This window comes from uncultured Shewanella sp., assembly GCF_947501665.1.
GTDB lineage: Bacteria > Pseudomonadota > Gammaproteobacteria > Enterobacterales > Shewanellaceae > Shewanella.
The window spans coordinates 63,333-80,717 of the sequence record NZ_CANMWS010000028.1 but is presented as its reverse complement, the minus strand read 5'-3'; the positions used below and the strand labels follow the sequence as shown (position 1 = coordinate 80,717).

At 42.6% G+C, this 17,385-nt stretch carries 15 protein-coding genes and 2 tRNA genes; 14 read left to right on the top strand and 3 right to left on the bottom strand.

Annotated features, from left to right (window positions below):
• Window positions 1–436 precede the first annotated feature (436 nt).
• Entirely contained in the window at window positions 437–1,027 is a 591-nt protein-coding gene (locus tag Q0976_RS19295; RefSeq protein ID WP_299495499.1) for a thioredoxin family protein, read from the bottom strand.
• 121 nt (window positions 1,028–1,148) lie between these two features.
• Window positions 1,149–3,344, bottom strand: coding sequence for a TonB-dependent receptor (locus Q0976_RS19290; RefSeq protein ID WP_299495498.1), 2,196 nt, complete (start codon window positions 3,342–3,344; stop codon window positions 1,149–1,151).
• A gap of 505 nt (window positions 3,345–3,849) precedes the next feature.
• On the opposite strand from Q0976_RS19290, the gene greA reads away from it, so the two are divergent.
• The 4 genes from greA to secF all read left to right on the top strand — a co-directional run bounded on the left by greA (window position 3,850) and on the right by secF (window position 8,036).
• Entirely contained in the window at window positions 3,850–4,326 is a 477-nt protein-coding gene (greA, locus tag Q0976_RS19285; RefSeq protein WP_299495497.1) for a transcription elongation factor GreA, read from the top strand.
• Between the two features lie 323 nt (window positions 4,327–4,649).
• Window positions 4,650–5,108 carry a hypothetical protein gene (locus Q0976_RS19280; RefSeq protein ID WP_299495496.1) on the top strand — a complete coding sequence of 153 codons (459 nt, stop codon included), beginning with the start codon at window positions 4,650–4,652 and terminating at the stop codon, window positions 5,106–5,108.
• Window positions 5,109–5,294: 186 nt separating this feature from the next.
• The gene (secD, locus tag Q0976_RS19275) at window positions 5,295–7,109 is read left to right on the top strand and encodes a protein translocase subunit SecD (RefSeq protein WP_299495495.1); all 1,815 of its coding nucleotides are present in this window, start codon (window positions 5,295–5,297) and stop codon (window positions 7,107–7,109) included.
• A 3-nt stretch (window positions 7,110–7,112) separates the two neighbouring features.
• A complete protein-coding gene (secF, locus tag Q0976_RS19270; RefSeq protein ID WP_299495494.1) occupies window positions 7,113–8,036 on the top strand; it encodes a protein translocase subunit SecF in 924 nt (307 codons plus the stop codon).
• A gap of 92 nt (window positions 8,037–8,128) precedes the next feature.
• Here the strand turns inward: secF and yhbY are convergent, their stop codons facing one another.
• Window positions 8,129–8,431 (bottom strand): ribosome assembly RNA-binding protein YhbY, encoded by a 303-nt coding sequence (gene yhbY, locus Q0976_RS19265; RefSeq protein WP_299495493.1) that lies wholly within the window; start codon window positions 8,429–8,431, stop codon window positions 8,129–8,131.
• Between the two features lie 92 nt (window positions 8,432–8,523).
• Between yhbY and rlmE the strand changes: the two genes are divergently transcribed.
• The 10 genes from rlmE to nusA all read left to right on the top strand — a co-directional run bounded on the left by rlmE (window position 8,524) and on the right by nusA (window position 17,362).
• A complete protein-coding gene (gene rlmE / locus Q0976_RS19260) occupies window positions 8,524–9,153 on the top strand; it encodes a 23S rRNA (uridine(2552)-2'-O)-methyltransferase RlmE (protein ID WP_298774868.1) in 630 nt (209 codons plus the stop codon).
• Window positions 9,154–9,184: 31 nt separating this feature from the next.
• Entirely contained in the window at window positions 9,185–11,182 is a 1,998-nt protein-coding gene (gene ftsH / locus Q0976_RS19255; RefSeq protein WP_299495492.1) for an ATP-dependent zinc metalloprotease FtsH, read from the top strand.
• Between the two features lie 115 nt (window positions 11,183–11,297).
• On the top strand, window positions 11,298–12,143 hold the full coding sequence (gene folP, locus Q0976_RS19250) for a dihydropteroate synthase (protein ID WP_299495491.1): 846 nt from the start codon (window positions 11,298–11,300) through the stop codon (window positions 12,141–12,143).
• A gap of 141 nt (window positions 12,144–12,284) precedes the next feature.
• Entirely contained in the window at window positions 12,285–13,622 is a 1,338-nt protein-coding gene (gene glmM / locus Q0976_RS19245; RefSeq protein WP_299495506.1) for a phosphoglucosamine mutase, read from the top strand.
• Between the two features lie 175 nt (window positions 13,623–13,797).
• Complete coding sequence (tpiA, locus tag Q0976_RS19240) at window positions 13,798–14,580, top strand: triose-phosphate isomerase (protein WP_299495490.1); 783 nt, start codon at window positions 13,798–13,800, stop codon at window positions 14,578–14,580.
• A gap of 1 nt (window position 14,581) precedes the next feature.
• Complete coding sequence (gene secG / locus Q0976_RS19235; RefSeq protein ID WP_299495489.1) at window positions 14,582–14,932, top strand: preprotein translocase subunit SecG; 351 nt, start codon at window positions 14,582–14,584, stop codon at window positions 14,930–14,932.
• Window positions 14,933–14,942: 10 nt separating this feature from the next.
• A tRNA-Leu gene (locus Q0976_RS19230) sits at window positions 14,943–15,029 on the top strand.
• A 106-nt stretch (window positions 15,030–15,135) separates the two neighbouring features.
• A tRNA-Met gene (locus Q0976_RS19225) sits at window positions 15,136–15,212 on the top strand.
• 168 nt (window positions 15,213–15,380) lie between these two features.
• Window positions 15,381–15,836, top strand: coding sequence for a ribosome maturation factor RimP (gene rimP / locus Q0976_RS19220; RefSeq protein WP_299495505.1), 456 nt, complete (start codon window positions 15,381–15,383; stop codon window positions 15,834–15,836).
• A 26-nt stretch (window positions 15,837–15,862) separates the two neighbouring features.
• Window positions 15,863–17,362 carry a transcription termination factor NusA gene (gene nusA / locus Q0976_RS19215; RefSeq protein WP_299495488.1) on the top strand — a complete coding sequence of 500 codons (1,500 nt, stop codon included), beginning with the start codon at window positions 15,863–15,865 and terminating at the stop codon, window positions 17,360–17,362.
• Window positions 17,363–17,385: the final 23 nt, after the last annotated feature.

The window sequence follows — 17,385 nt, the reverse complement described above, 5'->3', positions numbered from 1 at the left end:
TTATTCATATTTCCATATTAAATTAAAATCTGAATTTATGTGTGTTCTATTTTTTGGTTTTGGGTGCTTATAAAGTTGTTCATAGCATCTACTTTATGCTAATAAGAGAGATTGTCTTCTTTTTTTTTGAAAAATTATAAGATTTAGTGATTTTTTTAAAAAAAGAATTTCAATACTTATTGAACATAATAGTGAAAGTACGCCACGCGACTTTAGGCTTGGAGAAAAAAGGGCGTGAAGGCCTTGGAATGAGACGTTATCTTAGCAAGATCAGTCCAAAAAGCACATGTCAAAAAATAGTGAATTTCACCACTATGGGGATTGGACTGAAAAGGCAGTTGAGTGGTTTAAAATGGCAGGATCTCGCTATATTGAGCCTTTAAGGTGGGTGAGAACAATGAGTATTAATCACTTTGACCAAACCACTTTAACCACTTTAACCACATTTTAGCCCAAATTCCTGTTTCAATTTCGGCAAGAGTTGCGCTAATTTCACATAGCCTCGAAGAACACTGTGCAGCTGGCCTTTCTCATCAATAATGAGGGTGATCGGGGTGGCGGGCAGGGGGCCAATAGACAGCATCATGGTTTGGCTGGCTAAATAGGCAGGAAAATGTAATTTCATCTTCCAAGCGGCTTTTCGCAGCACGGTTTTATTGCCGTGGCTGGCCAGTGCGGCAATATTGATGGCATTGGGGCATTGAGCAAGCAGTTGATTAAAGGCTTTTCCTTGTTTGGCACACCAAGGACACTCGGGTTCAAAAAACATGAATAAGCTGGGTTTTCCCTCAAAATCTTGAAAGTGTTCTTGTTGATGAGTCACTAGGTGTTCATGTTGGTAAGCCAGCCAAGGTAAGGTATTAACTAAGTGATCCACATTGGGATCCGTGTTGGCTGATGTGGCTGAACGAGACTCTGTGCTGTGAGTGGCTAGTGTCGATGAATAGGCACTCTGGCTCATAATGCAAAGGAGCGAAGTCAATAAAGCGACGCATAATGACAGTGTGTTTGGGCGTGTATTGTTCATTGATAGTGAGCCTTAAGCAGAGCGGTAACATGGTGTTTTGGCTAAATGCCGCTTCATGGCATTCAGGCCAACATGAGCGTTGGCCTGAACAAGTTAAAGCATGGCTTATAAAACGGATTGATTAAAACGTAACTTGAATACCTGTGTAGGCTTCACGGCCTCGCAGTGGTCCCCAAATATAGGCAACATCATAGTCACCATTATCGTCATAAAACAGCGGTGATTCACCATTATCAACTTGCGTGTAATCAAACAGGTTATTCACGCCTGCATACAAGGTGATACTGTCAGTAAGGGATTTACTGATCTTAAAATCAAAGGTCCAATAAGACGGCGCATGAGTGGATTTTTTCGATGATGTGACGACATTACCGCTACTGTCGATTTGGTTATAACCGTCATAGCCATAATCCGATAAGTCCCGTGCGTCAATCCACACTAAGTTAGTGAAGATTTCCCAGCCATTGATGTCCCAGTCAGTGTAAAAGGTTAAGCGTTTTTCCACAGGCGCAATCGCGTAAGAGGATTGAAAGGCACTGTCGTAGAAGAAACGCTCGGCGGTCAAGTTAAGCGTGAGATTATCGGTGAGTGCATAACCTAATGCGAGATCGGTGGTCGTGACCGTGGCGGTTTTATCCAGTTGGGTTAATCTTGGCACGCCATCATCAGTTTCGTCTAGCATGGCAAGGTTATCGACTTGGGTCCAAGCAACCGATGAGGTGACACTTAATTGCTCGCCTGTAAAGCTTAAAGCATAAGTGGCTGACTTTGAACGCTCGAGCTTATCGACATCAATTTCAAAGCCTTTAGAGGCATCAAGCACGCCATGATCGGTTTCAAAGAAAGATAAAGGAGCACGATACCCTTTACCGGCAGATAGACGTGACATCCATTCATCATTGTGGCTATAACTCATATCAATGCGTGGAGCGATGATATGCTGATCGATTTCTTTACCCGGTTTGCTGGTGTCGATAAAATCTGCCTGAACATGGTCAAAGCGCAGCGCCATATTCACTTCTAACTTATCGCTGGCTTGCCAAGTGTCTTGCAAATAAAGGCCCAGTACATCATAGTCAAAGGCATCGCTGACATAGTCAGGTTCATTTTCGCCGCTAGAGTGAGAGCGCATTTCTTCTGTGCGCTTATCGAGACCGAAAGTGAGTAAGTGCGCTTCATTGAGGAAATAATTAAATCGTGCATCGACATACCACATGGTATCTTCAGCGTAATAACTAAAGCCTTCATAGAATGAGTCTTGAGTATGATCGGAATAACTGCCTGATAATGTCATGTTCCAGTCATCATTTAAGGCACTGAGCCAGCTTAAAGAGAGCTCATCACGTTGGGTTTTGACCCATTCCGTGGTTTCCCATGCTTTACCGATAAATTGATTACGAACATCACCGTCTTTAAACAACATATCAGATGGAATATCATCAAAAGTGGCGATCACATTATCTGCGCTGGTCGCAGCGCCATCGGCAAACGTATTGCCCAGCATAGGACCACCAAAGACTTCAGATTGAACATTGGCGTAACGTAAGATGACATTGTCGTTATCGGTAATATCATGTGATAAACGTAAGCTAAAGGTTCGATTATCTTGACTGGGTGATTCGTTGACGAAATTGTTATCTTCATCGACTTGATTGCGATCGTCATATTGGGCGGTCAAGGTGGCGAGGGTTCGGCCATCTTCACTGACACCTGTGCCTAATATGCCGATCTTACGGTTACCGTTTTCACCGATGGAGGCATCGACTGTGGCGCTATTTTCAATGGCCGTTTTAGTGATGATATTAATGGTGCCGCCAATGGCCTCAGGCGCAATGAGTGAAGCACCTGCGCCGCGAGCCACTTCAATACGATCCAAACCTGTTGTGGGAATGGCATCAACGGCGTAGTAACCCGCTATCATGGCATGAACGGGCAGCCCATCGACTAAAATGGTCGTCTGCTCGCCTCGAAGTCCATTGAGCATGATGCGTTTAACTCCGCACATAGAACATTCATTAGAGACTCTGACACCAGGGGTATTGTTAATGGCTTCAGTCAAATTAACCGCATTTTTATTATTCATTAATTCGCTGCTAATGACTTCGGTTTTCATGATGCTATCTGAGAGCATACCGGCTTTTTCTAAGCGTTGACGTACACCATGAACGGTCATTTTTTCAATTGCTTGTGTGTCGTCTTTTTGATTGGTTTGTGGTTCAGTGCCATTATTGGTTATTGTTTTTTGTTCTTGTGCCAGTAAAGGACTTGATTGAAGGGCAAAGATAATAGCCAATGCCATTGATGTATGATTAAACATTAATTCGGTCTCGATAATTGCCTATAAAATGAAGGCAAAATGTATGTAGTCAATAAAGAGATTGAATAGTTGTGAGTATGTTTTCACTTAAGGTCTGATGTAGCGTATTCAATCCATGATAATCGCCGTGACAGTAATGATAATTATTTTCAATTGATATTCGACTTTCAGGGATAAATAGGCATTTGGGCTAAATAAAACCAAAGTTGAAAATGAAGTGTTATACAATCGTTTGTGAAAGTTTTGCTTAAGGTAGTTCAAATGAGCCAAAATAGAGGGTGAAGGAAGTGTGCAGCGAGTTCCATGATACCTCCATTGGTCAACTTTGAGCGTTTATTTTATTACTGATTGCCTTATTTTGGTCTTTTTTCACTTGATTAGGGGCTATACATTTCTTCCTTCTCAAGTATAAAATACCCTTAATATATTATTTTACTTGTGTTGATCATTCGAGACTGGCGATCGACATGGGATGCTTTTGTTTTAAAGGAGACGAAAGAGAATTATGAATAAGGTTCCAATGACTGTGATCGGCGCGGATATGTTGCGTAAAGAACTAGACCACCTTAAATTTGAGCGTCGCCCTAAAATTACTGAGGCAATCGGCACAGCGAGAGAACTTGGTGATTTAAAAGAGAATGCAGAATATCATGCGGCGCGGGAAGAACAGGGGATTTGTGAAGCCAGGATCCGTGACATTGAAGGTAAATTATCGAATGCACAGATTATTGATGTCACCAAGATGCCTAATACTGGGCGAGTGATTTTTGGTGTCACAGTGACCATTTTGAATATCGATACCGATGAAGAAATGACGTACCGCATTGTGGGTGATGATGAAGCGAATATTAAAGAGAATCTAATTTCAGTGAGCTCACCCATTGCAAGAGGCTTGGTTGGCAAGAACCTCGATGATGAAATTACCATTGAAACACCAGGTGGTAAAACGGATTACGAAATTATACGTGTCGATTATATTTAACCCGATTTCAGGTTATTTAATTTTAAATTTAATCACTTGTAATAAAGCCGCTATTTGTTAGCGGCTTTTTGTTACATTTTTGTTTTTATTTTTGCTCTATTGCCTTCTATACTGCGTCTCCATTGTTATCCCTTAATGAAGGGAGTATGCTGTTTTGCGTTATCTTACTTTGATTTATTGGCTTGTATGCCCATAAATCAAACATGAAACATGAAACATTATAAAGAGTGGTTTAGGTATTGAATTTATTTAAACAAGTGTTCGCTATTTTTTGTATTGCCTTAATGCTTTGCATTAACGCATATGCGTGCACAGAAAAAATAATGTTACCTATTGAGGATCATACTGACGTAGCAACATTGACGACTAACGCGTTACACCAAGCAAACGTAAGTTATTCAGCCACGTCTGAAAAGCCATTGCTTATTCATGAAAAAATGGCTAATCAGCCAAGCCCTTCAAAAGTGAGTCACACTCAAGATATTGCTCATCAACCTGTATCGCCAACCTCAAATTCAGTACCAGTGAATCGAGGGGCGACATTTGTCCCATTAGGCACTCAGGTTTACCTGAGCTTTATTCAACACGATTTGGTTGAAATTCAGCCTCAATATCAATTAGCTTTTGAATTTTCTCCACCCGAGATCCCCCTTTTTAAAGCGGGTTATCGTATTGATGCTAACCATCCGTCATGGTTTTTAACGACCTCTTCTACTCACGCGCGTGTGTCGGGCTGGAAAGAGTCGAATCTTATCTACCGCTTTACACAGCAAATCAGCTAACGCTTTAGCTTATCAACACGTGCTCAGTCTATAAAATTTCTTAGCAATGAAAGTGTGGCTGCATATCGATACCTTGATGTGTCACAGCTAATGATTTTTTATTGTCTTGTCGAGCATAGCTTCCAATAAAAGTATGAGTGATCCAGCGCGGATAATATCTGCTGCTGTCTTTAGGTAATGAGATTTATGAATAATAAACACAAACATAAAATATTGAATAAGTATTCAGCATGGCAATATATCGTTTTAATCGTGACTTTAGTGATTATGCTATTGAGCGCGCTTCCAACTTGGTACGGCGAAGATGCCGCAGTGCAGATCAGCAATCAGTCGGGTTTGTTGCAATCCCCTGTTGCGTTGCAGCTTAAATTGCAAGAAGCGGGCATTAAAGTAAAACGAATTACTCAAAATGATAAAAATACTGTGGTGGTGCTTGAAGATGCTCAGCAGCAAACACAGGCTAAAGATATATTAGCTAAGAAGACATCTGATACGTCTGAATTGACCTTAGCGCTGGTACCTGCAGCGCCAGCATGGTTAACGAATATGGGATTTGAGCCCATTAAATTAGGTCTGGATTTACGAGGAGGCGTCCAGTTTTTATTAGATGTGGATGTGACGCCTGTTTATAGCGCCCATCAAAGTCAATTAATGGATGCTGTTCGTCAATTTGTGCGTCAGCAAAAGTTACGGGGGGTAGGGGTCACTAAAGCGCCGGAACAGGGGATACATATTTCACTGTCGGGTAAAGATGTACGAGGAGAATTACGGACTTTCTTTAAAACCAATTATGCGCAATGGCAAGTGACAAACTTTGGGGATAAAGGGTTGGCCTTGGTGTTAAAACCTGATGAAAGAGTCAATATTCGTAATCTAACAGTGCAGCAAAACTTACAAGTTATGCGCAGTCGAATTGAGCAGCTTGGGATCACAGAGGCCATGGTGCAGCGACAAGGTGAACATCGTATTCGCATTGAGTTGCCGGGCGTGCAAGATCCTGCTGCGGCAAAGAATGTCATTGGAGCGACTGCGAGTTTAGCCTTTTATGCCGTTAAAAATACGGGCGCTGTGAATACGAAGATCCTAAACGATAAATCAGGCATGCCTGTGTCCGTGTCTCGTCGTCCGGTTTTAGGAGGGGAACATATTGTTGATGCCAGAGCGGGCACCGATGAAATGGGCCGAGCAGAGGTCAATATTACCTTAGACAGCGAAGGTGGAAAAATCATGTCTGATTTTTCTCGTGCGAATGTAGGTAATCCAATGGCGACAGCCTATAGCGAATATAGCCGAGATGTGAATGGAAAGGCGAAACAAACAACTGAAATTATCAGTGTCGCGACGATACAATCGCAATTGGGGGATAGATTCAGGATCACAGGGGCTGGCAGTTATCAAGATGCACAGCAACTCGCGTTACTATTACGTGCAGGTTCGATGACAGCGCCGGTATTAATGGTGGAAGAGCGGACGATTGGCCCAAGCTTAGGGGCTGAAAATATTGAAAATGGTTTTGCAGCGTTAGGCCTTGGGATCAGCATAACCTTATTATTTATGGCTCTTTGGTATAGACGTTTAGGTTGGGTGGCGAATGTTGCATTAATCGGCAATATGGTATTGCTCTTTGGTTTATTGGCGCTTATTCCTGGTGCGGTATTAACCCTACCCGGTATTGCTGGGCTTGTATTGACTGTTGGTATGGCGGTGGATACCAATGTGATTATCTTTGAGCGAATTAAAGATAAAATGAAAGAGGGTAGGAGTTTTGCTCAATCCATTGATCGCGGATTTGACAGCGCTTTTTCAACGATTATTGATGCTAACTTTACCACGATGATCACCGCAGTCGTATTATATTCCATCGGTAACGGCCCCATTCAAGGCTTTGCATTGACATTGGGTCTCGGTTTGCTGACGAGTATGTTTACGGGCATTTTTGCTTCAAGAGTCATCATTAATATGGTGTATGGGCGTAACACAAAGCGTAATCTGAAGGTGTAAAAGATGAAAAATATTAATAGATTAACTAAGTGGCGTCATCTTTCTAGCGCTATATCAGTGGCTGTTGTGATCCTATCTTTGAGTATCATTGCGGTGAAAGGGTTTAATTGGGGCTTAGATTTCACGGGAGGGGTGGTGGCCGAAGTGACCATGAGTCCTAAAATCACGGCCAGTGAAATTCAACCCTTAATGAATGCGGCATCAAAACAAGATGTCAGTGTGATCTCAGCCGGAGAGCCCGGGCGTTGGGTGATTCGTTACGGGTTACCTGATAGCGTTAAAAATATTGATTCAAATAGTGCTAATACTTCTGTGCTTGATGTTAAGCAAGTACTCAGCCCATTAGACAGTCATGTTCAATTAGTGAATTCAAGTGTCGTGGGCCCTCAAGTGGGTCAAGAGCTTGCCGAGCAAGGGGGATTAGCGTTATTGATTGCGATGTTGTGTATTTTAGGGTACTTGAGTTATCGCTTTGAGTGGCGCTTAGCGGCAGGTTCATTATGTGCACTGGTCCACGATGTTATTTTTGTATTGGCTTTCTTTTCACTCAGTCAGATGGAGTTTAATTTAACGGTATTGGCGGCAATACTAGCGATTTTAGGCTACTCATTGAATGACTCGATCATTATTGCCGATAGAATTCGTGAAGTCTTAATAGCGAAACCGAATGCAAAAACCGTTGATGTGAATAATGAAGCGGTATTGGCGACATTTTCACGTACTATGGTTACATCTGGCACCACATTACTGACAGTCATCGCTTTGTGGATAATGGGAGGATCACCATTGGAAGGGTTTTCTATCGCCATGTTCATTGGTATTTTAACAGGGACTTGGTCATCAATTTCAGTGGGGACGGTATTACCTGAAAAGCTGGGATTATTGCCCGAGCATTATAAAGTTGAAGCCTTACCTGAAACGCCATAATTTTTGTAACGATTTATATATCAGGGGCCTTTAGTCCTAAAAAAAGCCGCTATTGATAGCGGCTTTTTAGTATTTCATTTTCAATAACAAGTTTATTTACGAGCTTGAGGAACCGCAATCTTCATTTCTTCAGATTGACGGAATAAAACAAGCACATGGCCAATCATTTGGACTTTGACGGCTTGTGTTTCACGGATAATGGCATCGACGATTGCATTTTTTAGCTCTCTGTCTGCAGAGGCTACTTTCACTTTAATCAGTTCATGATGAGAGAGTGCGCTATCAATTTCAGCCAGTACACCTTCAGTTAGACCATTAGAACCAAGCATCACTACAGGCTTTAAACTGTGGGCTAAGCCTTTTAAGTGCTGTTTTTGTTTGGTTGTTAAGTTCATTTATACCAACTTTATGCTGAGTTACTGTTGAAAAGACGCTATTCTACCCTTATATAGCTCTTATGTAACTCTCATTTGTTGCGGATTTTTAAATGTCAGGTAAAAAACGAACAGCGAGTTCGTCTCGTTGGATGCAAGAACATTTTGATGATCATTATGTTAAATTAGCTCAGAAGCGAGGTTTACGTTCACGTGCCGCGTTTAAATTAGAAGAAATCCAAGACAAGGATAAACTCATTCGCCAAGGTATGACCGTGGTGGATTTAGGGGCCGCGCCGGGAGGCTGGTCACAAGTAGCGGTGAAATTAGCGGGAGATTCAGGTAAAGTGATTGCCTGTGATATTCTGCCTATGGATCCTATCGTTGGCGTTGATTTTCTACAGGGCGATTTTCGAGAAGAAAAAGTCCTTGATGCATTATTAACGCGAGTCGGCGATGCTAAAGTGGACGTGGTATTATCTGATATGGCACCGAACATGAGTGGTTCGGGCGGTGTTGATCAGCCTAGAGCGATGTATTTAGTCGAGTTAGCACTGGATATGTGCCATCAAGTTTTAGCGCCAAATGGTTGTTTTGCCGTTAAAGTTTTTCAGGGGGAAGGCTTTGATGACTATATGAAAGCTGTAAAACAAGCATTTAAAACTGTAAAAACCCGTAAGCCGGATTCTTCGCGGGCACGTTCACGTGAAGTCTATTTAGTGGCGACAGGGTACAAGTTGTAGTACCCTAAGCTTAGTAACCGAAAGACTGAAAATGAGGTCTAGTAATTTGAGTGATATGGCAAAAAATTTAATTCTCTGGGTTGTTATCGCTGTTGTGCTGATATCAGTCTTCCAGGGCTATTCCCCCTCTTCGCAATCAACGCAGAAGATGGACTATTCGACTTTCTTAGATGATGTGCGTACTGGACAGATAGGATCCGTTCAAATACAAAGCGATCAACGTACCATTGATGGCATTAAGACAAATGGTGATAAATTTACCACTATTATGCCAATCTACGATCAAGATTTGATTAATGATCTTGACCGTAAAGGCGTCAAAATGAAGGGCGAAGAAGCAGAAAAATCAGGCTTCTTAACCCAAATATTCATTTCTTGGTTCCCAATGCTGTTGTTGATTGGTGTCTGGATTTTCTTTATGCGCCAAATGCAAGGTGGTGGCGGTAAAGGCGCCATGTCCTTTGGTAAAAGTAAAGCCAAATTGATGGGCGAAGAGCAAATCAAGACGACTTTTGGCGATGTGGCTGGCTGTGATGAAGCCAAAGAAGACGTTAAAGAGTTGGTGGATTACTTAAAAGAGCCGACGCGTTTTCAAAAGCTGGGTGGCCGTATTCCAACAGGTGTCTTGTTAGTTGGCCCACCAGGTACAGGTAAAACCTTATTGGCAAAAGCGATTGCTGGTGAGGCGAAAGTGCCTTTCTTTACGATTTCAGGATCGGATTTTGTTGAAATGTTTGTCGGTGTGGGTGCATCTCGTGTCCGTGACATGTTTGAACAAGCAAAAAAATCGGCACCTTGTATCATTTTTATCGATGAAATCGATGCAGTGGGTCGTCAACGTGGTGCCGGTGTGGGTGGGGGTCATGATGAGCGTGAGCAAACCTTGAACCAAATGTTGGTTGAGATGGATGGCTTTGAAGGCAATGAAGGTGTGATTGTCATTGCAGCGACTAACCGTCCAGACGTATTAGATGCGGCATTGCTGCGTCCAGGGCGTTTTGACCGTCAAGTGGTCGTAGGTTTACCGGATGTGCGTGGTCGTGAACAAATTTTGAAAGTGCATATGCGAAAAGTGCCATTAGCGGATGGTGTGAAAGCCAGCGTTATTGCACGTGGTACGCCTGGATTCTCAGGGGCTGATTTAGCTAACCTTGTGAATGAAGCAGCGCTATTTGCCGCACGTGGTAACCGTCGTTTAGTGAGCATGGAAGAGTTTGAAAGCGCAAAAGATAAAATCATGATGGGTGCAGAGCGCCGCACTATGGTGATGTCTGAAGAAGAAAAAGAAATGACCGCTTATCATGAAGCGGGTCATGCTATTGTGGGGTGTTTAGTGCCTGAGCACGATCCTGTGCATAAGGTGACGATTATTCCTCGTGGTCGTGCCTTAGGGGTGACCTTCTTCTTACCTGAAGCGGATCAAATTAGCCAAAGTCGACGTAAGCTAGAGAGTCAAATTTCAGTGGCTTATGGTGGACGTCTTGCTGAAGAGATTATTTACGGCAGTGAAAAAGTCTCAACCGGTGCTTCTCAAGACATTAAATACGCTACGTCAATCGCGCGTAACATGGTTACCCAATGGGGCTTTTCTGAAAAGTTAGGGCCTGTGCTATACGCGGAAGATGACAACGAAGTGTTTTTAGGTCGTAGCATGGGTAAAACCCAGCATATGTCAGATGATACCGCCAGCATTATTGATGCTGAAGTGAAGCAGATTATTGCTGAAAACTATGACAGAGCAAGCCGTTTCCTTAATGACAATATGGACATACTTCACGCGATGAAAGATGCGTTAATGAAATATGAAACCATTGATGCAGATCAAATTGATGATTTGATGGAAAGGCGTGAAGTACGTAAACCTGCTGAATGGCAAAAGGATGAAGATAATTCAAATGACAATGGTGCAAATGATACGGATGGAGAAACAGTCTCTACCCAATCAGCTGAGCCTGCGGCTTCTGATGAGTCGACTTCAGATCCTAAGCCTGACGACAAAGGTGATGCGGCTGAGTCTCCTGCAAAGTAATGAGTGATTGATAGCCTAGTGATTTAAATTTAGGCGTGTCATCCAAATAAAAGAAAACCCCATTATGGGGTTTTCTTGTTTATAGCTATCATGTGCAGTTTGAAGGAAGAGTTTGGTGTTTAAATTACAAAATAAACAAAAAGTATTAAGCTTAACGTCCCCTTCAGTGATGGGAATAGTGAATGTTACTCCGGATTCTTTTTCCGATGGAGGGCATTTTTCTCACTTTAAAAATGCATGCCAGCAGGCGGATAAATTAATCAGTGAAGGTGCCAACATTATTGATATTGGTGGTGAATCTACTCGTCCGGGTGCGAATGAAGTGAGTTTGCACGAAGAGCTAGCACGAGTGATCCCTATCATTGAGTATATCAGTCACAAGCACAAAAAAGTGTGGGTATCGATTGATACCAGTAAACCTGATGTGATGAAGCAAGCCATTGCCGCTGGCGCAGATATGATTAATGACGTTAGAGCGTTGCAAGCACCAGGAGCACTGGAAGTGGCGGCACATCTGCAGGTACCCGTCTGTTTAATGCACATGCAAGGTGAACCGAAAAATATGCAACTTTCACCTAACTATCATGATGTTATTCAGGAAGTGACTCATTTCTTCGAAGCAAGAATTCAAGCGTGTTTGTCTGCGGGGATCAAACGTGAGAATATTATTCTTGATCCTGGATTTGGTTTTGGTAAAAGCTTAGGGCATAATTTCGAGTTATTGGGGCGATTATCAGAATTTCATGTATTAGGTTTGCCTTTATTAATCGGCTTATCCCGTAAAAGCATGTTCGGCCACCTTCTTGGCCGAGATGTGTCAAATAGATTATCGGCAAGTCTTGCTGGAAACTTACTGGCAGCTCAAGCGGGCGCCCATATTTTACGCGTTCATGATGTCTTAGAGATGCAAGATGTATTAACAGTATTCAATGAGAGTCAGCAGTTTAAGCTTAAGACATAAGTAAGCTTAAATTGATGATCGAGATAACATTTTATTTTTGTTGTACGAAGTATCATAGTTAATAAGGATCTTGGCTGACTCATTAATTTCAATAATTGATAGATTAAAATGGGCTTCAATAAATGAGGTCTAGTAATGGAGATAAACGTGAGAAAATTTTTTGGTACGGATGGTATTCGTGGCAAGGTTGGGGCAGGAAAAATGACCCCTGAGCTAGCGTTAAAATTGGGATGGGCAGCGGGTCGCGTCTTGTCTCGTGCTGGTACAAAAAAAGTCATTATTGGTAAAGATACGCGTATTTCAGGTTATTTATTTGAGTCTGCGATGGAAGCGGGGTTAAGTGCTGCGGGGCTAAGTGTCATGTTGGTTGGTCCAATGCCGACACCGGCCATTGCATATTTGACTCGAACATTTCGCGCTGAAGCGGGGGTTGTGATCAGTGCTTCCCATAACCCTTATTATGACAATGGCATTAAGTTTTTTTCAAGTGACGGCAGTAAATTGGATGATGCGGTTGAATTGGCGATTGAAGCAGAGCTTGATAAACCACTTGAGTGCGTAGAATCACATTTATTGGGGAAAGTGTCTCGTATCGATGATGCGGCTGGACGGTATATTGAATATTGTAAAGGGCATTTTCCCGCTGAACATACCCTAGAAGGGCTTAAAATTGTGGTTGATTGCGCCCATGGTGCCACTTACCATATTGCGCCGAATGTGTTTAGAGAATTAGGGGCTGAAGTCATCGCCATTGGTGATAAGCCTGATGGATTGAACATTAACCATGAAGTGGGCGCCACCTCCATGGGAAAAATCTGTGAAACGGTTATAGCTGAGCATGCGGATTTAGGTATTGCTATTGACGGTGATGGCGATCGCATTATGATGGTTGATAGGAAAGGCCGCGTCATTGACGGAGATGAAATCCTTTATATTCTTGCCAGTGATGCAAAGTCGCGTGGAGTATTAAAAGGAGGCGTGGTAGGCACCTTAATGTCTAATCTCGGGCTAGAATTGGCGCTCAAAGAACTCAGTATTCCTTTTGCGCGCTCTAAAGTGGGCGATCGCTATGTGATGGAATTACTCAAAGAGCATGATTGGCGTATTGGGGGAGAGAATTCCGGTCATATTCTGAATTTAGATCACGGTACAACAGGGGATGGGATTGTTGCAGGGATTTTAGTGCTGGCTGCGATGCAGCGCAGCGGTAAGAGTCTTGAAGCCTTAACGGCGAAAATGAGTATGTTACCTCAAGTGCTTGTTAATGTCCGTTTTGAAGGTGAGAACGATCCCCTTGCATCGCATCAAGTGTTGGCGGCAAAAGAAGCTGTTGAAACCCAGTTGGGTGCTCGTGGGCGCGTTTTACTCAGAAAGTCAGGAACAGAGCCGTTACTTAGAGTCATGGTTGAAGGTGATGAAAAAGGCAAAGTGATGGAACATGCTCACTTTATCGCAGAAGCGGTAAGAAGTTTAGTCTGATTTTATTTTTATCAATATGTGATATAAGACAATTGAGCGGGTGGCGATATCGATTGAAACCCGCTTCGCATAAAAAGTAGACGTACAAGCTTATTTAACCAAAAATATTGCTTTTAGCTATTGTAACTTAGCGAGGGGTTCGCTATTATTCACGCCGCTTTCAGAGGAGATGGTGATGACACAAAGACGTCCGATGGTTGCTGGTAACTGGAAAATGAATGGTGATGCCAATTTGGCTAGCGATTTATTTAATGAGTTTAATAAGCAGTTGTCTGCACAAAGTCCAGAAGTTGTATTGTGCCCGCCGACAGTTTACCTTGGAAGCGTAAAGCAAGAATTTGATAACTCTGATCTCGATTTTAAATCGAGTGTTATAGCATTAGGTGCACAATCGGTCAGCGAGTTTGACAAAGGTGCCTATACTGGTGAAGTATCAGCTTCAATGCTAAAAGATTTAGGATGTCAGTATGTTATTATTGGCCACTCCGAAAGACGCAGTCATTTTGGCGAAAGCAGTCATGTGATAGCAGAAAAATTTGCTGCTGCAAAAAAACAAGGTTTGATCCCTATCTTATGTATTGGGGAGTCAGCCTCAGAGCGAGAAGCAAATCAAACATTCAGTGTCATTGGCAATGAAATCGATACCATTATCAAGAGAAATGGTATTCATGCTTTTGACCAAGCCGTTATTGCTTATGAACCTCTTTGGGCTATCGGCAGTGGTAACAGCGCTACGCCAGAGCAGGCACAAGAAGTGCATGCGTTTATTCGCAAGCGTCTGCTAGAAGGATCTCCATCAATAGGAGAGAACATTAGGATATTGTACGGTGGTAGCGTAACACCGAGTAACGCAGCAGATTTATTTGCTCAACCTGATGTAGACGGTGGTTTAATTGGCGGTGTAAGCCTTAAACCTACTGATTTTCTCAGTTTATGTACAATAGCGATGAGCGTGTAATATGTATGAAGTTTTAATGGTAGTTTACTTGTTGGTAGCATTAGGATTAATTGGCCTAATTCTTATTCAGCAAGGAAAAGGTGCAGATATGGGAGCCTCATTTGGCGCCGGTGCTTCTGCCACTTTATTTGGGTCATCAGGTTCGGGTAACTTTTTAACTCGTTCGACCGCAGTTTTAGCCATTGCATTTTTTGCTTTAAGTTTAACGATTGGTAATTTAAGCGCCAATCATACTAAAGCAGCTGATGAGTGGAATGATTTAGGTAAAGATGTTGCTCCAGCTACTGAGCAAGTGCAACAGAAAACCGATAATTCAGAGAATACTGAAAACAATACAAGTATTCCTGATTAAACCAGGTGTCGCCGAGGTGGCGAAATTGGTAGACGCGCAGCCTTGAGGTGGCTGTGACTTAACGGTCGTGCGGGTTCAAGTCCCGCTCTCGGCACCAAAGTTAGGATTTTATTGGTAATAAAATCAAATTTTAATAAAGTGAAAAAGAATTGAGCTTTATTATTGCAAGTATCAATGTTTATCAATATACTTGCATCAGTTAACGCGGGGTGGAGCAGTTTGGTAGCTCGTCGGGCTCATAACCCGAAGGTCGTCGGTTCAAATCCGGCCCCCGCAACCAGTTTTTAAGTGATAACTATTATGGGTTATTTCACTTAGACTGTTACAGGTGATATACATGTTAACCTCGTCATTACGGGGTTTTTTGTTATCTGTGACTTATCAAATTGCCGCATTCGTGGGGTTGTACTGGGGCTTTAAGCCCTTTTTTGTTTTTCTGGGGGTAACCTTGGCTACATTAGAACGCAAACTGGAACAAATGCTGACAGCGCCAGTTGAAGCATTAGGGCATGAGCTTTGGGGGATAGAATATATCCAAGCAGGCAAACATTCCGTTGTGCGCCTTTATATAGACAATGAAAAAGGTATCTTTGTTGATGACTGTGCCGATGTCAGTCGTCAAGTCAGTGCCGTATTAGATGTAGAAGATCCAATTTCAACAGAGTATACATTAGAAGTCTCTTCTCCTGGTGTTGAACGTCCTTTGTTTAATGCCAAGCAATATGAAGCTTATTTAGGGGAGACAGTAAAAGTACAAGTGACCATGCCTGTGGCTGGCAGTCGTAATTTAAAAGGCACCATTACTGGCATTGAAGGCCAAATGCTTTCTTTGATGGTAGACGGTAAAGAACTGATAGTTGCTCTGGATAATATCCGTAAGAGCAATCTAATCGTTAAGTTTTGATGGATTCAGGTGAACGAGGCAAGAGGATGAATAAAGAAATTCTGCTAGTCGCTGAGGCGGTTTCAAATGAGAAGGGTGTTCCTCGCGAAAAGATTTTTGAAGCGTTGGAAATTGCCCTTGCCACAGCAACTAAGAAAAAATATGAAGGCGACATTGAAGTGCGTGTTGCAATCGATCGTAAAACGGGTGGATATGAGACTTTCCGCCGTTGGATGGTTGTCGAAGATGAAGGCGAAGCATTAGAAAATCCGTTTCGTGAAATTACATTTGAAGCGGCACAATTCGAAGAGCCTGGTATTGAACTGGGTGCTTACATCGAAGATGAAATTGAGTCGGTGGCTTTTGACCGCATCACCACACAAACGGCGAAGCAAGTTATTGTTCAAAAAGTCCGTGAAGCAGAACGTGCACAAGTGGTGGATCAATTTCGTGATAAAGAAGGCGAATTGGTTGTCGGTGTTGTTAAAAAGAGTAACCGTGAAAGCGTTGTTGTCGATTTAGGCAATAATGCTGATGGCGTATTGTTTAAAGAAGATTTGATTTCACGTGAATCTTTCCGTCCTGGTGACAGAGTGCGCTCATTGCTTTACTCTGTTCGCCCTGAAGCTCGTGGTGCACAGTTATTTTTGACCCGTACTAAGCCAGAAATGCTTATTGAACTATTTCGTGTTGAAGTGCCTGAAATTGCTGATGAGCTTATTCAGATCATGGGGGCGGCTCGTGATGCGGGATCACGTGCTAAAATCGCAGTTAAGTCAAACGATAAGAGAATTGATCCTATTGGCGCCTGTGTGGGTATGCGTGGCGCAAGGGTTCAAGCGGTATCGAATGAGCTTGGTGGTGAGCGTGTAGATATTATTCTTTGGGATGATAATCCAGCTCAGTTTGTGATTAACGCGATGGCACCTGCCGATGTTGCTTCCATTATTGTCGATGAAGATAATAACTCTATGGATATTGCAGTAGAAGCAGACAGTTTAGCGCAAGCGATTGGTCGTAATGGACAAAATGTACGTTTAGCGACACAACTAACAGGTTGGGTGCTTAACGTGATGACCGTTGACGACATGAAGGCTAAGCATCAAGCAGAAAGTGCAAAAATCATTAACTTATTTGTGTCTGCATTGGATGTGGATGAAGATTTTGCGCAAGTCTTAGCAGATGAAGGGTTTACTTCATTAGAAGAAATCACTTATGTGCCAGTTAACGAGTTGCTAGAGATAGATGGATTTGATGAAGATATTGTTGAATCTTTAAGAGAAAGAGCCAAGGCGGCGATTTCGACTCGAGCCCTTGCGACTGAAGAAGCACTAGATGGCGCGCAGCCAAGTGAAGATTTATTAGCGTTAGACGGTTTAGAAAGACATTTAGCATTCGTATTGGCGAGTAAAGGCGTCGTTACGCTTGAAGATTTAGCCGAACAAGGCATTGACGATTTGATCGAAATTGAAGAATTGACAGAAGAAAAAGCTGGTGAGCTGATCATGGCTGCCCGTAATATCTGTTGGTTTGGCGAAGATGCATAAGTCGATCAACAGAGGGGAGTTTA